Annotated in this window: 20 protein-coding genes; 14 read left to right on the top strand and 6 right to left on the bottom strand. The window is 72.6% G+C overall.

The window, feature by feature from the left end:
• Positions 1 to 22: 22 nt before the first annotated feature.
• Positions 23 to 754, top strand: a complete 732-nt coding sequence (locus FGG90_RS06730; RefSeq protein WP_094128915.1) for a hypothetical protein — start codon at positions 23 to 25, stop codon at positions 752 to 754.
• Positions 755 to 863: 109 nt separating this feature from the next.
• On the opposite strand, the gene FGG90_RS06735 is transcribed toward FGG90_RS06730, so the two are convergent.
• The 3 genes from FGG90_RS06735 to FGG90_RS06745 form a co-directional block, all read right to left on the bottom strand.
• Positions 864 to 1130 carry a hypothetical protein gene (locus tag FGG90_RS06735; RefSeq protein ID WP_094128912.1) on the bottom strand — a complete coding sequence of 89 codons (267 nt, stop codon included), beginning with the start codon at positions 1128 to 1130 and terminating at the stop codon, positions 864 to 866.
• Between the two features lie 315 nt (positions 1131 to 1445).
• Entirely contained in the window at positions 1446 to 1877 is a 432-nt protein-coding gene (locus FGG90_RS06740; RefSeq protein WP_094128909.1) for a hypothetical protein, read from the bottom strand.
• Between the two features lie 301 nt (positions 1878 to 2178).
• Positions 2179 to 2610, bottom strand: coding sequence for a hypothetical protein (locus tag FGG90_RS06745; protein WP_094128906.1), 432 nt, complete (start codon positions 2608 to 2610; stop codon positions 2179 to 2181).
• A 237-nt stretch (positions 2611 to 2847) separates the two neighbouring features.
• On the opposite strand from FGG90_RS06745, the gene FGG90_RS06750 reads away from it, so the two are divergent.
• Entirely contained in the window at positions 2848 to 3729 is an 882-nt protein-coding gene (locus tag FGG90_RS06750; protein WP_094128903.1) for a Rieske (2Fe-2S) protein, read from the top strand.
• On the opposite strand, the gene FGG90_RS06755 is transcribed toward FGG90_RS06750, so the two are convergent.
• From FGG90_RS06755 to FGG90_RS06765, 3 genes are read right to left on the bottom strand one after another with little or no spacing between them, the layout of a single operon-like run.
• Entirely contained in the window at positions 3726 to 4958 is a 1233-nt protein-coding gene (locus FGG90_RS06755) for an MFS transporter (RefSeq protein WP_094128900.1), read from the bottom strand. The two genes, FGG90_RS06750 and FGG90_RS06755, sit on opposite strands and share 4 nt — an antisense overlap.
• Before the next feature lie 49 nt (positions 4959 to 5007).
• Positions 5008 to 6459 carry an SPFH domain-containing protein gene (locus tag FGG90_RS06760; protein ID WP_094128897.1) on the bottom strand — a complete coding sequence of 484 codons (1452 nt, stop codon included), beginning with the start codon at positions 6457 to 6459 and terminating at the stop codon, positions 5008 to 5010.
• A gap of 31 nt (positions 6460 to 6490) precedes the next feature.
• Entirely contained in the window at positions 6491 to 6985 is a 495-nt protein-coding gene (locus FGG90_RS06765; RefSeq protein WP_094128894.1) for an NfeD family protein, read from the bottom strand.
• 183 nt (positions 6986 to 7168) lie between these two features.
• On the opposite strand from FGG90_RS06765, the gene FGG90_RS06770 reads away from it, so the two are divergent.
• The 12 genes from FGG90_RS06770 to FGG90_RS06825 all read left to right on the top strand — a co-directional run bounded on the left by FGG90_RS06770 (position 7169) and on the right by FGG90_RS06825 (position 20698).
• Complete coding sequence (locus FGG90_RS06770) at positions 7169 to 7429, top strand: zinc ribbon domain-containing protein (RefSeq protein ID WP_094128891.1); 261 nt, start codon at positions 7169 to 7171, stop codon at positions 7427 to 7429.
• 191 nt (positions 7430 to 7620) lie between these two features.
• Positions 7621 to 8973 (top strand): ABC transporter substrate-binding protein, encoded by a 1353-nt coding sequence (locus FGG90_RS06775; RefSeq protein ID WP_094128888.1) that lies wholly within the window; start codon positions 7621 to 7623, stop codon positions 8971 to 8973.
• A complete protein-coding gene (locus FGG90_RS06780) occupies positions 8970 to 9986 on the top strand; it encodes a carbohydrate ABC transporter permease (protein WP_094128885.1) in 1017 nt (338 codons plus the stop codon). Before FGG90_RS06775 ends, FGG90_RS06780 begins: the two co-directional genes overlap by 4 nt.
• A complete protein-coding gene (locus FGG90_RS06785) occupies positions 9983 to 10951 on the top strand; it encodes a carbohydrate ABC transporter permease (RefSeq protein ID WP_094128882.1) in 969 nt (322 codons plus the stop codon). Before FGG90_RS06780 ends, FGG90_RS06785 begins: the two co-directional genes overlap by 4 nt.
• 137 nt (positions 10952 to 11088) lie before the next feature.
• Positions 11089 to 14157 carry a glycoside hydrolase family 2 TIM barrel-domain containing protein gene (locus tag FGG90_RS06790; protein WP_094128879.1) on the top strand — a complete coding sequence of 1023 codons (3069 nt, stop codon included), beginning with the start codon at positions 11089 to 11091 and terminating at the stop codon, positions 14155 to 14157.
• 110 nt (positions 14158 to 14267) lie between these two features.
• A complete protein-coding gene (locus tag FGG90_RS06795; protein WP_094128876.1) occupies positions 14268 to 15554 on the top strand; it encodes a D-arabinono-1,4-lactone oxidase in 1287 nt (428 codons plus the stop codon).
• A gap of 113 nt (positions 15555 to 15667) precedes the next feature.
• Positions 15668 to 15937 carry a mycoredoxin gene (locus tag FGG90_RS06800; RefSeq protein ID WP_043582728.1) on the top strand — a complete coding sequence of 90 codons (270 nt, stop codon included), beginning with the start codon at positions 15668 to 15670 and terminating at the stop codon, positions 15935 to 15937.
• A 3-nt stretch (positions 15938 to 15940) separates the two neighbouring features.
• Complete coding sequence (locus FGG90_RS06805) at positions 15941 to 17410, top strand: maltokinase N-terminal cap-like domain-containing protein (protein ID WP_094128873.1); 1470 nt, start codon at positions 15941 to 15943, stop codon at positions 17408 to 17410.
• A 136-nt stretch (positions 17411 to 17546) separates the two neighbouring features.
• The gene (locus FGG90_RS06810; RefSeq protein ID WP_094128870.1) at positions 17547 to 17918 is read left to right on the top strand and encodes a hypothetical protein; all 372 of its coding nucleotides are present in this window, start codon (positions 17547 to 17549) and stop codon (positions 17916 to 17918) included.
• A 13-nt stretch (positions 17919 to 17931) separates the two neighbouring features.
• Positions 17932 to 18105: an LPXTG cell wall anchor domain-containing protein gene (locus FGG90_RS06815; RefSeq protein ID WP_094128867.1), complete on the top strand. Its 174-nt coding sequence runs from the start codon at positions 17932 to 17934 to the stop codon at positions 18103 to 18105.
• Between the two features lie 101 nt (positions 18106 to 18206).
• Entirely contained in the window at positions 18207 to 20372 is a 2166-nt protein-coding gene (locus tag FGG90_RS06820) for a S9 family peptidase (RefSeq protein ID WP_094128864.1), read from the top strand.
• Between the two features lie 38 nt (positions 20373 to 20410).
• Positions 20411 to 20698 carry a hypothetical protein gene (locus FGG90_RS06825; protein WP_094128861.1) on the top strand — a complete coding sequence of 96 codons (288 nt, stop codon included), beginning with the start codon at positions 20411 to 20413 and terminating at the stop codon, positions 20696 to 20698.
• Positions 20699 to 20723: the final 25 nt, after the last annotated feature.

Consider the following 20723-nt stretch of genomic DNA (forward strand, 5'->3'; position numbering starts at 1 on the left):
CGCACCGGAATAGGGTCGGGAGATGACCGGCACCCCGGCCCGCGTCGGCGGGAACGTCCTCGCGGGGCTCGTCTCCGCCGTCCGCCTCGTGCGTCGGCCCAGGCCGCTGCATCCGCACGGCGTCGCCCTCGGGGGGACGCTGACGCCCGTCGCGGGGCGTGCCGCATCCGGTCTCGCGTGGCTCGACGGGCTCGACGCCCAGCTCGACGTCGACGCCCGCTTCTCCCGCGGCGGCGGCCTCCCCGCGGCGCTGCCCGACGTGCTCGGCCTCGCGCTGCGGATACCCGACGGCGGCGGCACCACGGTCGACCTGCTGCTCGCGTCCACGGGCCTCTCGCCGATCGGCCGGTTCCTCCTCGCGCCGCGGCGCGCGCTCTCCGGGGCGCGGCTCACCACGCTCATGCCGTACCGCGGATCCGCGGGGCCGGTGCTCGTCGGCGTGCTGGTGGACGCGGATCCGCCGTTGCCCGCCGGCGCCGCGGACCTCGGGCGGGCGCTCGCGACCCGGTCGGTCGGGATGCGGCTCGTGCACGCGACGCCCCGCGGCCGGTGGCACGTGGCGGCGCGCATCGAGCTGGGCCATGACGAGACCGGTCCGCTCGACACCGCGACGCGCGCCGATCCCGTGCTCGCCGCCCCGCCCGGGGACACGACCTACTCGTGGACGCGCCGGCTGCGGGCGCCGGGCTACCGGGCGGCCCGGCGCGGCCGACCGGTCGCGTCCCGGCATGCGGCGCAGGATCCGGACGCCTGACGGGAAGCGGACGACCGGCGCGATGGTGATCGGTAGGCGGCCGTCAGGCGCTCATGGACGCAGGACGGGCCGGAGGACATCCCCCGGCCCGTCCGACACGTCGGATGCGTCAGGACTTGCGGCAGCGCGAAAGCTGGATGTAGGGGATCACCGCATCCATGCCGTAGGACTGGCACTCGTCGTCGTCGACCGCGTTGGTCGTGAGGAACAGCTTCTCGATGCTCTTGATGCACTCGTGGCCGAGGTGGTATGAGCGGCACACGTCCGCGGCGATGCCGTACGGACCGCTGGCGTAGTTGCGATCGAAGTACTTCGGAGCGATGTACAGCCGCCCCGTGGGCAGGCGCCGGGCGGCGCTGCTGATCGGAGATGACATGGGTGCTCCTTCTGCGCGCGAGATTAGGGGATCGCGGCGGATCGAGACGCTAGTGGGTCGTCGGGGCCGGGCCGTGCGCCCGGACCGCGCCTGTGCACTCGACCCCCGGCCTCCGGCCCCGGTCCGCGGGCCTCCGGACGACCCGCTGCGCATCCGGGCGGATCCCGGCGTGCATGCCGAGCGGGGACGGGCGCATGACCCGGGGACGACGGGACGGGCCGGAGGAGGAGACCTCCGGCCCGTCGGACCGTGCGGAGAGCGCCGACGCTCAGGAGGAGCCGGAGGGGTCCCGGCCGGGTGCGTGCCGCGCGACCGTCAGCGGCCGCAGCGCGACTGGAAGGCGTCGGGGAACACGATGGTGTATCCGCCGGTGATGTTGCAGGTGCGCCAATCCACCATGCCCTGTCCACGCCGGAGGACGTAGGAGGCGACCGTCACGCAGGCCCTCCCTGTGTGGTTCGCCGTGCAGATCTGGACCGCGAGCTTGTCGGGGTCGGTCTGGCCGTACGCGAGTCGCGCGAGGTCGTACGGCGTGACGAAGAAGGAGCGGTTGACGAGTCCCGCCTGGCTCGCCGTGATCGAGCCGGCGTCCGCGGTGGAGGACGAGGTCGGCGCGGCGGGGGCGGCGGATGCCGAGCCGGCCGGGGTGGAGATGGAGACGCCGAGACCGACGACCGCCGCGAGGACGGCCGTCGCCAGGAGGCGGCGAGAGGTGCGTCGCGGGGTGGTTCCGGGGCGAGAGGGCATGTGGACTCCTTGTGGTCCGCGGCGACCGTCGCCGGGGAGCGATCGAACCGTAGCGATGCGCCGCGCCGCGCCGGACCTCCTGTGGACGGGCGCCGCCGTGCCGGTGCGCACCGGTGCGGGGACGGACGCCTGACGAGGGCCCAGCCCGTGTCGTGGCACGCGGAACGGGCCGGAGGAGATCCTCCGGCCCGTTCCCTCCGTCATCCCGTCAGCAGCGTGAGCGCCGGATCCCGCGGACCATCGCACCCACGACGCGGGCCCGGCGGTCGTCGTGGTCCGGCACCGGCCGGATGCGCCTCCGTCACCGGCCGCAGTGCGACCGGTGCGTCGAGTAGTACGAGATGGTGAAGCCCTGACCGCGCTGGCACGTGCGCGGGTCGGTCGTCCCCGGCCCGCCCTGGAGCACCAGGGTGAGCGACTTGACGCAGGCCAGACCCGAGTGGAATTGGGTGCACACCAGGCCCGCGAGCGCGCGGGGCTGGAGCGTCCCGGACTTGATGTTGTCGACCGCTCGCGGGCTGACGAAGAAAGTGCGCTCGACGGGATCCGCCTGGCTCGCCGCGATCGGGTCCGCCTGCGCCGCGGAGGACGAGGTGGACGCGGCGGGGGCCGCGGAGGCGGAGCCTGCCGGAGCGGACATCGACACGCCGAGACCGAGGACCACCGCCAGGGCGGCCGTCGCGAGCAGGCGTCGGGTCGTGGATCGGGGGGCGGTTCCGAGGCGAGAGGACATGGGTCTCCTTGTGATCCGCGGCGACCATCGCCGCAGGGCGGTCGAACCGTATCGACGCGCCGCCCTCCGGCGTGCCGCCTGTGCACGAGCGGGCGCGGACGCGGAGAGGGACGCCTTGGGGCGCCGACCATGTCCGTCGCGGCATCGGATCCGCCCGCCCGGCCTTGCCACTGCTCGCCCGCAGGCGTTGCCTGGGAGCAGAGCGCCGACGGCGGCGCCCCAACGGACGGAGACCCCATGCGGGAGCTGAAGCTCGTCGCGGCCATCGCGAAGATCGAGGACGCCGAGGCGCTCGACCCGATCGTGGATCGCGTGAAGGGCGTCGTCACGGCGCTGCTGAAGCCGCGCGCCCTCGCCGACCTGCTGCACGGCGTCCCGTTCGGGCATCCGCTGCACCCGGTCGCCGTGCTGATCCCCACCGGCGCGTGGGTGTCCTCCGCGGTCCTCGACGCGCTGCCGGGCAACGCGAAGGCCAGCCAGGCGCTCGTGGGCGTCGGGATCCTCAGCGCCGCGCCCTCCATCGTGTCCGGCTACGCGGACTGGTCGCAGCTGCACGAGCAGCAGATGCGCGTCGGCATCGTGCACTCCGCGGCGAACGCGCTCGCGACGGGGCTGTACGGCCTCTCCTGGATCCAGCGCGCCCGCGGCAAGCAGACCAGCGGCAAGGTCCTCGGCCTCGCGGGCCTCGGGCTCGTGTCCGCCGGCGGCTTCCTCGGCGGCCACCTCGCCTACCGCCAGGCGGCGGGCGCCAATCACGCCGAGGACGTGCCGCACCGCTTCCCCGCGGGCTGGCAGGAGCTCGGGCAGCTCGACGACCTGCCCGACGGCCGCCTCGCCAAGCGCGACGTCGCGGGCCTGCCGGTGCTCGTGCGCCGCCACGGCATGACGGTGGATGCGCTGAGCGACACCTGCAGCCACCTCTCCGCACCCCTCCACGAGGGCGAGCTCGGCACCGACTCGAAGACCGGCGAGGCGTGCGTCACGTGCCCGTGGCACGACAGCGTCTTCAGCCTGAGGACCGGCGAGGTGATCCACGGACCGGCGACCGCGCCGCAGCCCCGCTTCGAGACGCGCGTCACCGCGGGGCTCGTGGAGGTGCGGCTGCCGAACGCGGGCTAGGTCGGTCCGGGAACGAGCCGGGTGCCGGCGTCGGCGTCGGCCCCGGGCAGCGCGACGACCGCGAGCACCGCGCAACCCGCGAACGCCACGGCCCCCGCGATCGTCGGCACCGCGATGCCCGTCGTCGCGAGCGCCCCGCCCAGCGCGGATCCGACCGCGAGGCCGAGCAGGCTGAGGACGCGGCCGGCGGCGCCCACCCGGCCGAGCAGCGGATCCGGCACCAGGCGCTGCCGGAGCGAGGTCGCGCAGACGCCCCAGACGACCGCGTGCAGGATGTAGAGCGCGAGCAGGACGCCGGCGACGACCGGATCCCGCGTGACCGCGAGCCCGGCGAGGCTCGCGCAGCCGAGCGCCAGGGCCGCCGTGATGGTCCAGCGGGAGCCGAGGCGGGAGCGCAGCGGCGCGGCGATCGCGGATCCGGCGAGGCCGCCGAGCGCGGACGCCGCGAGGAGCACGCCGTAGCCCGCCGCGTCGAGGCCCAGCCGGTCGCGGGCGAAGAGCACGAGCACCGAGAAGGGGAGCATGTAGCCGACGCTCGCCAGGCCGCCGAGGAGGGCGAGGGATCCGACCACGCGGTGCCCGGCCAGCCAGCGCACGCCCTCGGCCGCCTCACGGAGCACGGAGGGGCGTGGATCCCCGGGCTCGGCGGACGCGATCGCCTCGCGGGTGCGCCGCGGCAGCGCGAGCGCCACCGCCCCGGCCGCGACCCACAGCCCGCCGGTGGCGTACACGGGCACGGCGGCGGCGAGCGCGAACAGGATCCCGCCGAGCGGCGGCCCGACGAACTCGTCCGCCACGAGCTGCGTCCCCGCGATGCGCGCGTTGGCCCGGTCGAGGCGGTCGCGCGGCACGATCGACGGCAGCACGGCGACCGCGGCCCCGTCCGCCGCGCTCTCCAGCACGCCGACCACGGCCATCACCGCGTAGAGCACGACGAGCGAGGCGACGCCCGCCTGGATCGACGCCGCGAGCCCCAGCACGGCGACGCCCCGGAGGAGGTTCGCGACGACGATCAGCGTGCGCCGGTCGAGCCGGTCGACGTGCACGCCCACGGGCAGCGCCACGAGGAGCCGCACGAGCGCGTACGTGGTCGCGAGCCCGGCGACGCCGCGCGGGTCGTCGGTGAGGCCCGCCGCGACGAGCGGCATGGCGACGAAGACGAGCCCGTCCGCGAGGTTGGAGAGCGCGTTCGCACCCCACAACGCCCCGAACGGGCTCGTGCGTCTCACGCCGGGCTCCCCGGGGCGGCGTGCGCCCCGAGGAGCCCGGTCATCGGGATCAGATCCCGGCGCCCTCGGACGCGGCCGTCGCGGGGCCCACGTCCGTGGCGGTCGCGCCGGCGCCGGCCGTCGCGCCCGCGGCCGTCGAGCCGAGGAACGAGCTCAGCGCCGTGGCGACGTCGATGCCCGTCGTGTCCTTGAGGAGCTTCGGCAGCGTCGCCATGTTCTCGGCCACCGAGCGGTTGAGCGCGTTCGCGCCGTCCGCCGAGATGATCGTCATGTTGTCGACGTTGGCGAGCGGCGCCGCCATCTCGCGGGCGATCTCCGGCATCGACGCGATGATGCGCGCCTGCAGCGCCTCGCGCGACAGCTTGTTCTGCGCCTCGGCGAGCGCGGCGGCCGCCTCGGCCTCGGCCTGGCCGCGGGCCTGGATCGCGTCGGCGTTCGCCTTCCCGAGCGCGGTGATGGACGCGGCCTCGTTCACGGCCGCGGTCTTCGCCGCCTCGGCGTTCTGCGTGCGCTGGTAGACCTCCACGTCGACCTTCGCCTTCTCGGCGTCGCGGGCCGCCTGCGCGTCCTGCACGGTCGCGTACTTGCGGGCCTCGGCGGGGAGCTCGACGTCGATGCGCAGGCGCTCCTTGGAGACCTCGGCCTGCGCGGCGACGGCGGTGCGCTCCTGGTCGGCGACCAGGCGGTCCTGCTCGGCCTTCGCCAGCTCGCCGGCCGCGTACGCGGTCGCGTTGGCCCGGTCGGTGTCGGCCTTGATGGCCGCGCGGCGCAGGTCGAGCTCGAGCTGGCGCTCGGCGGTCTGCTGGTCGTTCTCGATCGCGGCGAGCGCGGAGATCCTCTTGTTCTCGGCCTCCGCGACCTCGGCGATCTGGCGGGCGCGCGCGGCGTTCGAGCGGGCCCGGTCGTCGAGGTAGGTGCTGCCCGGCGTCGTGATCTCGCGGACGTTGAGCGTCTCGATCTGGAGGCCGAGCTCCGCGAGGTCGTTCTTCGTCTGGTTCACGGCCTCCTGCGCCACGACGGAGAAGCTCTTCACGAGCTCGTCCACGGGCCGGTCGCCGATGAGGCCGCGGATCGCGCCCTCGAGCGACTGCCGCACGATCTCCGGCAGGGCGTCCTGCTGGAGGAGGTAGCGCTGCACGGCGCGGCGCACGCCGTCCTCCGTGCCCGTCACCTTGAAGTTGACGGTGGCGACGACGGCGGTGTTGATGAAGTTGGCGTCGCGCGCCTCGGCCGTGACGCTCGTCTGGTACTGCTCCAGGGAGAGCGTGAAGCCCTCCTGGAAGATCGGCCAGATGAAGGTCCGGCCGCCGATGATCACCTTCTGCGGGCTGGAGAACCCGGCCCCGCCCTCGCTGCGCTCGGCGTTGCGGCCGACGATGACGAGCGCCTGGTTCGGCGGGACGCGGCGGACGCGGGAGGCGATGAACGCGACCAGCGCCACCAGGATGACGATGACGACGATGACGGCGATGGCTGTCGTGCCGCCGGATATCAGGTCCACGGGATGGTTCCTCTCGTTGGGACGGGTGCTGCTAGGTGCGGGGGTGCGCGTCGGCGGGCGCGTCGGGCTCGACGTGCACGCGGAACCCGTCCTCGGCGACGACGCGGATGCGGGTGCCGACGGCGAGGCGCTCGTCGCTCGTGGCGAGCCGTCGCTCCAGCTCGCGGATGTGCTCGAGCCGCACCTCGCCGCCCGCGGAGGACGTGGGCGAGGTGACGACGCCGACCATGCCGACGGGCGAGTACGAGCCGCCGCTCTCCTGCTTCGCGACGAAGCGGACGGTGAGCTGCACCACCACGAGGGCGACGAGCGCGAGGGCCACGGCGATCGCGATGGCGCCGCCGGATCCGATGCCGGCCTGGTCGGCGAGCACGCCGCCGACGCCGTAGATCGCGAGGGCCGCCCCGAGCGCGACGCCCGAGACGAGGCCGTCGCCGCCGCCGATGGCGTCGAGCAGGTCGCCGAGCACGATGCTCGAGAGGAGCAGCAGGAGTCCCACGGCGCCGACGACCAGGAAGACGATCACGCGGCGCCTCCCGGGCAGGCCGCCGCAGGCGAGACGTGCGCGCCGTCGTGGTGCGTGGTCATGCGGGGCCGATCTGCCGTGTGCGTGTCCCTCGAACGTACCGGCTGATCCGCTCAGCGTCGCGTCCTCGTCCGGGGGCCGCCCCACCGCCTATGCTCCGCCCGGCCCGCGTAGCCTCAGGAGGTGATCCTCCTGTTCGGCACGCGCGCCCGCGACGCCCTCATCGTGATCGTGACGTTCGCGTGCCTCCGCTGCGGGGTCACCGCGCCGCAGCGCGTGCTCCACCGCACCCTCCGGTTCACGGTGTTCTTCGTGCCGCTGATCCCGCTGCGCTCGACGTACCGCGTGGCCTGCCCGACCTGCGGCCTCGAGACGCGGCTCACGAGGGACCAGGCGATGCACGCGCTCGAGTGGGCCGTGCGGAACCGCGGCGCGCGGCGCTGATCCGCGCCGCCGATCCCGCCGCCCGCCGCGCGCACCCTCCTCCCGCGCCCCCGGACGGGTGCTCCCGGGCGCCGTCCGCCCGGCTCCCAGGAATCCCGACCAGGGGTTAGGAATAACTTTCGCGATCCGCCTAGAGTGATCGGACGGCGCCACGCGCCGATTCCATCGACGACGACGGAGGGGATGCGACGATGCATTCGATCAGCAGGAGACAGGCTCTGGGGGTGGGGGCCGCCGCGGCGGGGACGCTGGCCCTCGCGTCCTGCTCGGCACCGGGCGGGAGGCTGGTCAACTCCGACCCGCCGATCCCCGCGGCCGCGCCGGGCGAGAAGGTCACGCTCACGTACTGGGCGTGGCTGAAGGACCTGCAGAAGGTCGCGGACGTCTGGAACGCGCAGAACCCGGACATCCAGGTCGAGGCCGTCTGGATCCCCGGCGGCAACGCCGGCGGCTACAACAAGATGTACTCGGCCATCACCGCGGGCGGCGGGCCCGACATCGGGCAGGTCGAGCTCCGGCAGCTCCCCGAGTTCCTCCTCGCGAACGGGCTCGTGGACCTCACCCGCTACGGCGTCGAGGAGTACCGCGACCGCTACGACGATGCGCTGTGGAAGCAGGTCAGCTTCCAGGACGGCGTCTTCGGGATCCCGCAGGACTCCGGCCCCATGGCCTTCTACTACCAGCGCGAGCTCCTCGACCAGGTGGGCGGCCAGCCGCCCGCGACGTGGGACGACTGGGCCGCGCTCAGCGCCGAGGTGCGCACGACCGGCGCCGGCAACTACCTCGACTGCTTCCCCGTCTCCGACGCCTCCGTGTTCACCTCCTACGCCACGCAGGCCGGGGCGAACTGGTTCAAGGTCGACGGCGAGCGCTGGGTCATCGACATGCTCGACGAGCGCACGATGGAGGTCGCCGCGTTCTTCGACAGGGCCATCGACGACGACGTGGTCAACACCTCGTACACGGCCTTCTCCCCGCCCTGGACCGCGGCCGCCGCGGACGGCAAGGTCTTCGGCGTCACGAGCGCCAGCTGGGGCGACGCCCTCATCCAGTCGGTCTCCGGCGGCGAGGGCAAGTGGAAGGTCGCGCCCATGCAGACGTGGTCCTTCGACGGGGCCTACGGGTCCAGCTACCTCGGCGGATCCACCGCGGCCGTGCTCGCGAACAGCAAGCACCCGGTCGAGGCGCTGAAGTTCATGACCTGGATGACGACCTCGCCCGAGGGCATCGACGCGATGATCCAGAACTCCGGCATCGGCTGGTCGCCCTCCCCCGACTACATCGGCGCCGCCCGGCAGGAGCCCAGCGAGTGGTTCAGCGGCCAGAGCTACAACGAGGAGGTGTTCGCGCCCGCGGCGAAGGAGCAGAACCTCGAGTGGACCTGGTGCCCGCTCACGCAGTTCACGCTGAACACCCTGCAGGACGAGTTCCGCCGCAAGCTCACGAGCGGCCAGACCCTCGTCGAGTCCCTCCCCCTCGCGCAGGAGGCCGTGATCGAGGCCTTCCAGAACAAGGGCCTGCGCGTCGAGGCGGCCTCCGCATGAGCGTCGACACGCGACCGGAAAGCGGCGAGCGCGCCGCCACCCGTCCCGTCCGCGCCCCGCGCTCGGGCGTCTCGAAGGGGCAGCTGAAGAGGTCGCAGACCATCGCGCCGTGGATCCTGCTCGCGCCGTTCCTCGCGGTGTTCCTGCTGACGTTCGTCCTCCCCATCGTCTACGCGGTGTTCCAGTCGTTCACGACCGTGCGGCGGGAGGGCCTGTTCGGCGAGCAGGGCGTCACCACCGTGTTCGCGGGGCTGGAGAACTACGCGCTCGCGCTCGCGAACGACGCCTTCACGGCGTCCATCGGCCGGGTGCTGCTGTTCGGCATCGTGCAGGTGCCGGTGATGATCATCCTCTGCACGATCCTCGCGCTCCTGCTCGAGTCGGCGTCGGCGAAGTGGCCCCAGTTCTTCCGGGCGGCGTACTTCATGCCGTACGGCGTGCCGGGCGTCATCGCGACGATCCTCTGGGGCTTCCTCTACATCCCGGGGCTCTCGCCCATCATCGACATCGGGCAGATGCTCGGGATCCAGCTCGACTTCCTCGGCGCCGGGACCGTGCTGTGGTCCATCGCGAACATCGTGACCTGGACCTACACGGGCTACAACATGCTCATCATCATCGCCCAGCTGAAGTCGATCCCCGGCGACGTGTACGAGGCCGCGCGCATCGACGGCGCGGGCGCCTGGCGCACCGCCATGTCGATCCAGCTGCCGCTCATCCGGCCGGCGCTCATCCTCGCGAGCGTGTTCTCGATCATCGGCACGCTCCAGCTGTTCGCGGAGCCGCAGGTGCTCGCCACCTCGGCGCCGGCGATCGACTCGCAGTACACGCCGAACCTGTCCGCGTACACGACCGCCTTCTCGTACAACGACTACGGCGTGGCCGCCGCGCAGTCGGTGATCATCGCCCTCGCCGCGTTCGTCCTGTCGTTCGCGTTCCTGGGGCTCACGAACCGCACGCCCAAGGAGGAGCGGGAAGCCGCCGCCGCGAAGAAGAAGGAGGCGCGCGCATGACCGCCACGGAGATCCGACCGACCACCGGCGGCGACGCCGGGGAGAAGGCGGAGCAGAAGCGCCTCGCGCAGGCCGCCGAGGCGAAGGTGAGCCGGCCGTCCAAGGCCGGGAGCACGCCGGGTGCCGGCACGAAGCCGGCGACCCGGATCATCGTCACGGCGATCCTCGCCGTCGTCGCGCTGTACTTCCTCGTCCCCGTCTACTACGTCGTGGTCGCGGCCACGAAGACGACGGCCGACCTGTTCAGCACCAACGGGTTCCTGTTCGCGAACATGAACCTCTGGCAGAACCTCACGATGGTGTTCACGTACGACGACGGCATCTTCGTGCGCTGGTTCCTGAACTCGGTGCTCTACGCCGGGGTGGGCGCGCTCATCGCGACGTACTTCGCGGCCGCCGGCGGGTACGCGCTCGCGAAGTACAAGTTCAAGGGATCGAACATCGTGTTCGGCACCATCCTCGGCGGCGTGCTCGTGCCGGGCACCGCCACCGCGCTGCCGCTGTTCCTGCTGTTCAGCAGCATGGGGCTCGCGAACACGTACTGGTCGGTGCTCATCCCGTCGCTCGTCTCGCCGTTCGGCCTGTTCCTCTGCCGGATCTACGCGCAGGCGTCGGTGGAGGACGCGGTGATCGAGTCGGGCCGGATCGACGGGGCGAGCGAGCTGCGGATCTTCCACACGCTCGCGCTGCGCTCGATGACGCCCGCGCTCGTGACGGTGTTCCTCTTCCAGCTCGTCGGCATCTGGAACAACTACTTCCTGCCGCTGATCATGCTGGCCGACGACAAGCTGTACCCGATCACGCTCGGCCTCAACAACTGGCGGAGCCAGGTCGACCGGCTGCCCGAGTTCTACCAGCTCACCACCGGCGGCGTGCTCGTCTCGATCATCCCGCTCATCGCGGCGATGATCGTGCTCCAGCGCTTCTGGCGGGGCGGTCTGACCGACGGCGCCGTGAAGGGCTGACGCCCGCCCGCGCACGGATCGCGGACGGCCGGGCGGGGCGACCTGCCCGGCCGTCCGCGCATTCGGCGCGGCGCCCCCGGACCCACGATGATGGATGCGCGGCACGTCGCCGCCCCCGCCCACGCGCAAGGAAGCCCATGACGCACGCCCTCCCCTACTTCGAGGACTTCGCCCCCACGACGGGCCCCGCCCGACGTCCCCGTTCCTGCCTGCACTCCGATGCCCCCCGCATCGTGCTGAACGGCGACTGGCGGTTCCGCCTCTCCCCCACCCCGCGCGGCCTCTCCGACGAGATGGCCGACCCGGCGTTCGACGACTCCGGCTGGGACGAGATCCCCGTGCCGAGCCACTGGGTGCTCGGCCAGGACGGCCGCTTCGGCCTCCCCGCCTACACGAACGTGCAGTACCCGTTCCCGGTCGAGCCGCCGTTCGTGCCCGACGAGAACCCCACGGGCGACTACCGCGTCGAGGTCGACGTGCCCACCGACTGGGAGTCGCTCGAGCGCGTCGTGCTCCGCTTCGAGGGCGTCGAGTCCGCCTTCAAGGTGTGGCTGAACGGCGACGCGGTCGGCACCGCGATGGGCTCGCGCCTCTCGCACGAGTTCGACGTCACCCAGTTCCTCCGCCCGGGCGTCAACGTGCTCGCCGTGCGCGTGCACCAGTGGTCGATCGCGAGCTACCTCGAGGACCAGGACCAGTGGTGGATGCCCGGCATCTTCCGCGACGTCACCCTCCTCGGCCGCCCCGAGGGCGGCATCGACGACGCGTGGACCCGCGCCGAGTACGACCACGAGACGGGCGCGGGCACCGTGCACGTCGAGGTCGACGCCGAGCCGAGCGCCTTCCCCGTCACGTTCGAGGTCGAGGATCTCGGCATCCACGTCACGTGGGACACCCCGGACGACGTCGCGCCCGTGCACGTCGACCGCGTCGAGCCGTGGAGCGCCGAGAGCCCCACGCAGTACCAGGGCTTCCTCCGCACGAACGTCGAGGCGCTCTCCATCCGCCTCGGCTTCCGCACCGTGCGGATCGAGGGCGACCGCTTCCTCGTCAACGGCCGCCGCGTCGTCTTCCACGGCGTCAACCGGCACGAGGCCCACCCCGAGCGCGGCCGCGTCTTCGACGAGGAGCACGCGCACGCCGACATGCTGCTGATGAAGCAGCACAACGTCAACGCGATCCGCACGAGCCACTACCCGCCGCACCCGCGCGTGCTCGACCTCGCCGACGAGCTCGGCTTCTGGGTCATCGACGAGTGCGACCTCGAGACCCACGGCTTCGAGTTCGGCGGCTGGGTCGGCAACCCCAGCGACGACCCGCGCTTCGCCGACCACTACCTCGACCGCATCGAGCGAACCATCGAGCGCGACAAGAACCACCCCTCGATCGTCATGTGGTCGCTCGGCAACGAGGCCGGCACCGGCCGGAACCTCGCCGCCATGTCGGCCTGGGTGCACCGCCGCGACCCCGGCCGCCCCGTGCACTACGAGGGCGACTACACGGGCGAGTACACCGACGTCTACTCGCGCATGTACTCGAACCTGCAGGAGACCGAGTCCATCGGCAGCGACGTGATCCCCGGCGACCTGCTCGGCTGCACGCCCGGCGAGGGCATGCGCCAGCGCTCGAAGCCCTTCATCCTCTGCGAGTACGTGCACGCCATGGGCAACGGCCCCGGCCAGATCGGCGAGTACGAGGACCTCGTGCTCCGCTACCCGCGCCTCCACGGCGGCTTCGTGTGGGAGTGGCGCGACCACGGCATCCTCACCGAGACCGCGGGCGGCGAGGCGTTCTACGCCTACGGCGGCGACTTCGGCGAGGTCGTGCACGACGGCAACTTCGTGATGGACGGCATGGTCCTCCCCGACGACACCCCCACGCCCGGCCTCGCCGAGTACAAGGCCGTCGTGCAGCCCATCGCGTTCCGGCTCGAGCGGGAGGGCGGATCCGCGTCCCTCGTCGTGGAGAGCCGCTACCACTCGATCTCCACCGCGCTCACGAGCCTCGTCTGGGTGCTCGCGGTCGACGGCGACGACGTCGCGACCGGGGTCCTCGACGCCGCGCCCGTCGCGGCAGGCGACACCGTGCGGATCCCGCTGCCCGCCGACGCGCTCGACGCGGGCGACCTCGCGGGCGGCGCCGACGCGGGCTCCGCGCCCGAGGTCTGGCTCACGGTGCAGGCGATCCTCCGCGACGACGAGCCCTGGGCCGAGGCCGGCCACGTGGTCGCCGTGGAGCAGTTCGACCTCACGCCCGCGCCGCGTCCCGTCGTGCCCGCCCGCTGGGTCGACGCCGACGAGGAGGCGTACCCCGACTCCGGCGCCACGCGCCTCACCCTCGGCGACGGCGAGTTCGACCTCGCCACCGGCCGCCTCGTGCGGCTCGGCTCGCTCGAGGTCGACGGCCCGCGCCTCGAGCTGTGGCGCGCGCCCACCGACAACGACCGCAGCGACAGCAGCGGCTCCTACGAGCTGGCGGATCCGCGCCTCACCTTCGGCAAGGGCGTCCCCGGTCCGTCGAGCGAGGCGCGCTGGCGCCAGGCCGGCCTCGACCGGCTGACCCACCGGGTCCGCTCGGTGAAGGTCGGATCCGGCTCGCTCACGGTCGTCGTGCGCACGAGCGCGGCGCAGTCCTTCGACTCGGTCGACACGACGTACTGCTGGACCGAGGGCGCCGACGGCACGCTGGGCCTGCGCGTCGACATCGTGCCGAGCGCCGGCTGGGCCATCACGTGGCCGCGCGTCGGGATCCGCATCGACCTGCCCGCGAGCGTCACGAACGCGGAGTGGTTCGGCACGGGCCCGTTCGAGTCGTACCCCGACTCCCGCCGCGCGGCGCTCGTCGGCCGGTTCTCGTCGCTCGTCGACGACCTGGGCGCCGTGTACTCGCGGCCGCAGGAGACCGGCCACCGCAGCGACCTGCGCGAGCTCGAGCTCGGCACCTTCGACGGCGAGGGCGGCATCGTGATCCACGCCGCCCCCGACACCGCGGGCCGCCGCCCCGGCTTCACGGCCTCGCGGCACACGCCGCAGGAGCTCGACCGGGCGGCGCACCCGCACGAGCTGCCCGCCAGCGAGGCGGTGCACCTGTACATCGACGCCGCGCAGCACGGGCTCGGCTCGCGCGCGTGCGGGCTCGACGTGCTGCCCGAGCACCAGCTGTGGCCCTCGGCCCGCACGCTGGAGCTCACCATCCGCAGCCGCTGACGCGGAGCGGGACCGGGTCGCCCGTCCGGGCGGCCCGGCGCCCGCCCTTCTCCCCGGAGGGCGAGCAAGCTGGAGACGACGGCGTCCGATGGCGGGCGCGAGGAGGACGCATGACCGACACCATCGAGCAGGGCACCGCGGGCACCAACTGGGCCGGCAACTACGCGTATCGGGCCCGCGAGGTCCATTCGCCGACGAGCGTCGAGGAGCTGCGGACGATCGTCCGCGAGGCGACGCGCATCCGCGTCCTCGGATCCCGCCACTCGTTCAACGACATCGCCGACTCGGAGGTGCTGGTCTCGCTCGCCGAGCTGCCGGCCGACCTCGTGATCGACCGCGACGCCAGCACCGTCACCTTCTCCGCGGGCCTCGCCTACGGCAAGCTCGCGGAGCTCCTCGGCGAGGAGGGCCTCGCGATCCACAACCTCGCCTCGCTGCCGCACATCTCGGTCGGCGGCGCCATCGCGACGGCGACCCACGGGTCCGGCATCGGCAACGGCAACCTCGGCACGGCGGTCGCGGCGCTGGAGATGATCACGGCCGACGGCGAGACGGTGACGTACCGCCGCGGGGACGACGACTTCGACGGCGTCGTGGTGGGCCTCGGCGCGCTCGGCGTCGTCACGCGCGTCACCCTCGACGTCGAGCCCGCCTACCTCGTGCGCCAGCGCGTGTTCGAGGGCCTGTCGTGGGACGCGTTCGACGAGAACCTCGAGGACGTCTTCGGCGGCGCCTACAGCGTCAGCGTCTTCACGCGCTTCGGCGAGGCCACCGACCAGGTGTGGCTGAAGAGCCGCGTGCAGCTCGACGTCGACGGCCAGCCCGAGGACGAGGTCGTCATGGCCGACTACTTCGGGGCGCCCGCCGCGACGGAGGAGCGTCACCCGATCCTCGGCATCGATCCGGTGAACAGCACGTCCCAGCTCGGGGTCGTGGGCCTCTGGTCCGACCGCCTCTCGCACTTCAAGATGGGCTTCACTCCGAGCGACGGCGAGGAGATCCAGTCCGAGTTCCACGTGCCGCTCGACCGGGCCGTGGAGGCCGTGCGGGCGCTGCGGGAGATGGGCGACCGGATCCGCCCGATCCTCCTCGTGTGCGAGCTCCGCGCCGTCGCCGAGGACAGCCTCTGGCTGAGCCCCCAGAACGGGCAGGCGACCATCGGCCTGCACTTCACGTGGAAGCGCGACCAGGAGGCCGTCGAGGCGCTGCTCGTGGAGCTCGAGGCGGCCATCCGGCCCTTCGGCGCCCGCCCGCACTGGGGCAAGGTCTTCACCGCGACGGCGGCCGACATCGCCCCGCTGTACCCGCGATCCGGCGACTTCCTGGCCCTCGTCGAGCGCCTCGACCCGACGGCCAAGTTCCGCAACGCGTGGTTCGAGCGCGCGCTCCTCGGCTGACCCGCATCCGCCGCTGACCGGGACCGCACCCGGGATGCGCGACGCGCCGACGCCCGCGTCAGCGCGCCGCGGATCCCGGGTCGGCGGGGAGAACGGCGCGTAGGGTGAGCACCATGGCGCCCGAGACCTCCTCCTACGTACCTGCCCCCGGGCGGATCACGATGTTCTCCACCACCTGGTGCGGCTACTGCCGCCGGCTCAAGTCGCAGCTCGACCGCGCGGGCATCGGCTACGACGAGGTCGACATCGAGCAGGTGCCCGGCACCGCGGAGCTCGTGGAGGCCATCAACGGCGGCAACCAGACCGTCCCGACCGTGCTGTTCCCCGACGGCTCGTCCGCCACCAACCCGTCGCTCGCCGACGTGACCGCGAAGGTGGCCTGAGCCATGCAGCACCACGACCTCAGCGAGATCCCCGACTTCCTCGCCGCGTGGATGCGCGAGCAGCGCTGGTTCGCCTCCAAGGGCACCGAGCCGCGCCTCGAGCGCATCGGCGGCTGGAGCTTCAGCGACGAGGGCTGGTTCGCCCGCATCGAGACGCACCTGATCATCGACCACGGCAGCGCGAAGCCCGTCCTGTACCAGGTGCCGCTCACCTACCGGCAGGCGCCGCTGGAGGAGCTGAAGCCCTTCCACATCGGCACGACCGTCGAGGACGACGGCGTCGAGCTGCACGTCTACGACGGCCCGCACGACCCCGCGTACGCGTGGGCGCTCATCCGCACGATCCTCGACGACCGCGAGGCCGACGTCGACGAGACCTCGCTCGGCGCGACGGCCCGCGGCCAGCGCCAGCCGGGCGTGGAGATCGCGACCGTCGTCGGATCGCACGTGCTCTCGGGCGAGCAGTCGAACACCTCGATCATCTACGACATGGTCTCCGCCGACGGCCAGGCCATCAACCCGATGATCGTCAAGGTCTTCCGCGCGCTGCACCACGGCGAGAACCCCGACGTCGTGCTCCAGTCCGCCATCGCGGGCGCCGGATCCCGGCTCGTCCCGCAGACCATGGGCAGCGTGCTCGCCCAGTGGAGCGACTCCGGCCGCGAGGAGGGACGGGCCATCGGCCACGTCGCCTTCGCGCAGGAGTTCCTGCCCGGCGTGACCGACGCCTGGCGCGTCGCGCTCCGCGCCGCCGAGGCCGACGCCGACTTCCAGGCCGAGGCCCGCGCGCTCGGCGAGGCCACGGCCGACGTGCACGCCACGCTCGCCGCCGCGCTCCCCACCGTCGAGGCCACGCCCGACGTGATCGAGGGGATCATGGTCAGCTTCCGCCGCCGCCACGCGACGGCCGAGCGCGAGGTCCCCGAGATCGCCGCGTTCCACGACGCCATCGCGAGCGTGTACGACGCCGCCGAGAAGGGCGAGTGGCCCAAGCTGCAGCGCATCCACGGCGACTACCACCTCGGCCAGGTGCTCTCGGTGCCGAACCGCGGCTGGGTCCTCCTCGACTTCGAGGGCGAGCCGCTCCGGCCGATGCACGAGCGCTCGCTCCCCGACGTCACGCTCCGCGACGTCGCCGGCATGCTCCGCTCGTTCGACTACGTCGCCGGCTCCTACGCGCTCGCGCACCCCGGCAAGTCGGCCGCCACGTGGGCGTCCGCCGCCCGCCGCGCGTTCGTCGACGGCTACATCGCCCGCTCCGGCACCGACCTCCGCGCGAACCGGGCCCTGCTCGACGCGTTCGAGATCGACAAGGCCGTGTACGAGGCGATCTACGAGGTGCGCAACCGGCCCGGCTGGCTGTCGATCCCGCTGCAGGCCGTCGCGCGCCTCGCCACCCGCTCGAGCACGCTCGGCGCGGCGACCACGCCGGGCGCGACCGGGCCGCGCGAGGCGGGGCCGATCACCTCCTGATCCGCGGGACGCAGGGCGCGTGCTGTGCCGGGTCTGTGCACTTCTCCGACGCCAACACCGAAATGCCTTTTATCTTTCACCCGCGGCAATGAGGCTGCAGTGAACGGCGATCCGTGATCGCCGAGAAGAGGTAGTCATGCGTGCACGACGCGCCATCCTGAGCATCAGTGCCGTCGGCCTGCTCACGCTGGGCCTTGCGGCGCCCGCACAGGCTGAGGTCATCGACCAGTGGGGAGAGCAGCCGATCACCTACTGCTCGTCGTCAGTGGGTTGCTACATGGATCACGGCCACCCCGTGCACACTACCTACGGCCCTCACCTGACATTGCACGAGCAGGCCCTTCAGCGTCGCTGCTACCTGCGGCTCGCGGGAACCGGATTCGCCGGTGCCGGCGGCGTGATGTCGGGGAACTGGCTCGCTGTCCTCGGGGCGGCGTTCAACGGAGGAGAAGCACTCGAGGGGGTGTGCAGTGATTTCTGGAACGCGACGTCGAGATTCAGGCACTGAAAGGAACGGGCACATGATCGGACAGATCCTCCTCGCCCTCGTGGGCATCGGATTGATCTTCTTGTCGATCCCGTACGGAGCGACTGATGGGGCGGGCAGCTGGTGGGGTGTGCTCGGTGGCGCGCTCATCGCCGTGGGTGCCGTGGTGGTCGCAGTCCGAAGACGTCGGCGTCGACCGGAGAACTGACACGGGGGTGATCCTCGGACGGTAGCCGTGCGCAGGGGTGGGGCCTGCGCACCTTCGGACCGCATCGAAGGTGAGCATGCCCCCGTCGGTAGGCTGGCCGGATGACCGACCCCGCCGTCCCGGCCGTCTCCTCCCCCGCATCCGACTCCCCCTCCACCCCGCCCGTGGCGGAGCAGCGCCCGATCGAGCGCACCTTCCACGGCGACACGTTCGTGGACCGCTACGAGTGGCTGCGCGACAAGGACGACGCGGCCGTCATCGCGCACCTCGAGGCCGAGAACGCATACGCGGAGCAGGCCACGGCGCACCTGGAGCCGCTGCGCGAGGCGATCTTCACGGAGATCAAGGACCGCACGCAGGAGACCGACCTCTCGGTCCCCGTCCGCGAGGGCGACTGGTGGTACTACGCCCGCACGGTCGAGGGCTCGCAGTACGCGATCCGCTGCCGCCGCCCCGTCACAGGTCCCGACGACTGGACCCCGCCCGCCGTCGAGGCCGCGGCGGACGGCGCCGCGACGCCCGGCGAGCAGGTCCTGCTCGACTCCAACGTCGAGGCCGACGGCCACGAGTTCTTCTCGCTCGGCGCCTTCGAGCTGAGCCCCGACGGGTCGCTCCTCGCCTACTCGACCGACACCGAGGGCGACGAGCGGTTCACGCTCCGGATCCGCGACCTGGCCACGGGCGAGGACCTCGCCGACGAGATCCCCGGCACCAGCCACGGCGCCACCTTCTCGGCGCACGGCGACCACCTCTTCTACGTCACGGTCGACGACGCCTGGCGGCCCGACACCGTGTGGCGCCACCGCGTCGGCACCCCCGCGTCGCAGGACGTGAAGGTCTTCACCGAGCCCGACGAGAGCTACTTCGTCGGCTTCGGCATGACCCGCAGCCGCCAGTACCTCGTGATCGAGGTCGGCTCGAAGATCACCACCGAGGTGCTGCTGCTCGACGCCGGCGACCCCACGGGCGCGTTCCGGCCGGTGTGGCCGCGCCGCCACGGCGTGGAGTACGACGTGGACCACGCGGTCATCGACGGATCCGACCGGCTCCTCATCCTGCACAACGACGGCGCCACCAACTTCGAGCTCATCGACGTGCCCGCCGACGACCCGACCTCCACGACCGACCGCCAGGTCGTCATCCCCCACGACGACGAGGTGCGCCTCGAGGACGCCAGCGCGTTCGCCGACCACGTCGTGGTCTCCTACCGCCGCGAGGGCCTCACGCGCGTCGGCGTGATCCCCTTCGACCGCGTCCTCGACGGCGAGCAGCTGCACGAGATCGCGTTCGACGAGCCGATCTACACGGTCGGCACGGCGGGCAACCCCGAGTTCGCGCAGCCGACCATCCGCCTCGGCTACACGAGCCTCGCGACCCCGGCCACCACCTACGACTACGTGCTCGCGACCCGCGAGCTCCGCCTCCTCAAGCAGCAGCCCGTGCGCGGCGGCTACGACCCCGACGACTACGTGCAGACCCGCGAGTGGGCGACCGCGGAGGACGGCACCGAGATCCCGCTGTCGGTCGTCTACAAGCGCGGCCTCGTGCACCCGGGCACGCCGGCGCCGCTCCTGCTGTACGGCTACGGCTCCTACGAGGCGAGCATCGACCCGTCGTTCTCCATCGCCCGGCTGTCGCTGCTCGACCGGGGCATGGCGTTCGTCATCGCGCACGTGCGGGGCGGCGGCGAGATGGGCCGGCGCTGGTACGACGAGGGCAAGACGCTCACGAAGAGGAACACCTTCACCGACTTCGTCGCGGCCGCCGACCACCTCATCGCGCGCGGGTGGACGAGCCCGGAGAAGCTCGTGGCCGAGGGCCGCAGCGCCGGCGGGCTGCTGATGGGCGCGGTCGCGAACATCGCGCCCGACCGCTTCGCCGGGATCCTCGCGGGCGTGCCGTTCGTGGACGCGCTGACGAGCATCCTCGACCCGTCGCTGCCGCTCACCGTGATCGAGTGGGACGAGTGGGGCGACCCGCTGCACGACCCCGAGGTGTACGCGTACATGAAGTCGTACACGCCGTACGAGAACGTGCGCGAGGGCGTGGAGTACCCGCGGATCCTCGCCGTCACGAGCCTCAACGACACGCGCGTGCTCTACGTCGAGCCGGCCAAGTGGACGGCCCGCCTCCGCGAGGTCGGCGCGCCCGTGCTGCTGCGCACCGAGATGCAGGCCGGCCACGGCGGCAAGTCGGGCCGCTACGACGCGTGGCGCGAGCGCGCCTCCGACTACGCGTGGGTGCTCGACGTGGCGGGGCTCACCTGAGGCGGGTCGCCGCGCTGTCGCCCTCGCGATCCTCGGGCGTGACCTCCGCCGTGATCGCCTCCGTGCTGATCGGCGCGGGCATGGCGGCGGCGGTGACGGCGGGGCTCGGCTACCTCACCCGCTTCTCGATGTTCGACGCCCTCTACGGGGAGATCGACACGTCGCTGTACCTGCGCATCACGGAGGTGACGTCGTTCGAGATGACGGCGATCCTGCTCGGCCTCGCCGCCGCCCTGATCGGTCTCGTCGTCGCGATCACGCGGGCCGTCGCCCTGCGCCGTCCGCGAGCGCGTGAGGCCGGACGCGGAGGCGACCGCCGGGAGTAGGTGCGCTCGCCCGCTCCCCCTAGGG

This window comes from Clavibacter michiganensis subsp. tessellarius (assembly GCF_021922985.1).
Taxonomy (GTDB): domain Bacteria; phylum Actinomycetota; class Actinomycetes; order Actinomycetales; family Microbacteriaceae; genus Clavibacter; species Clavibacter tessellarius.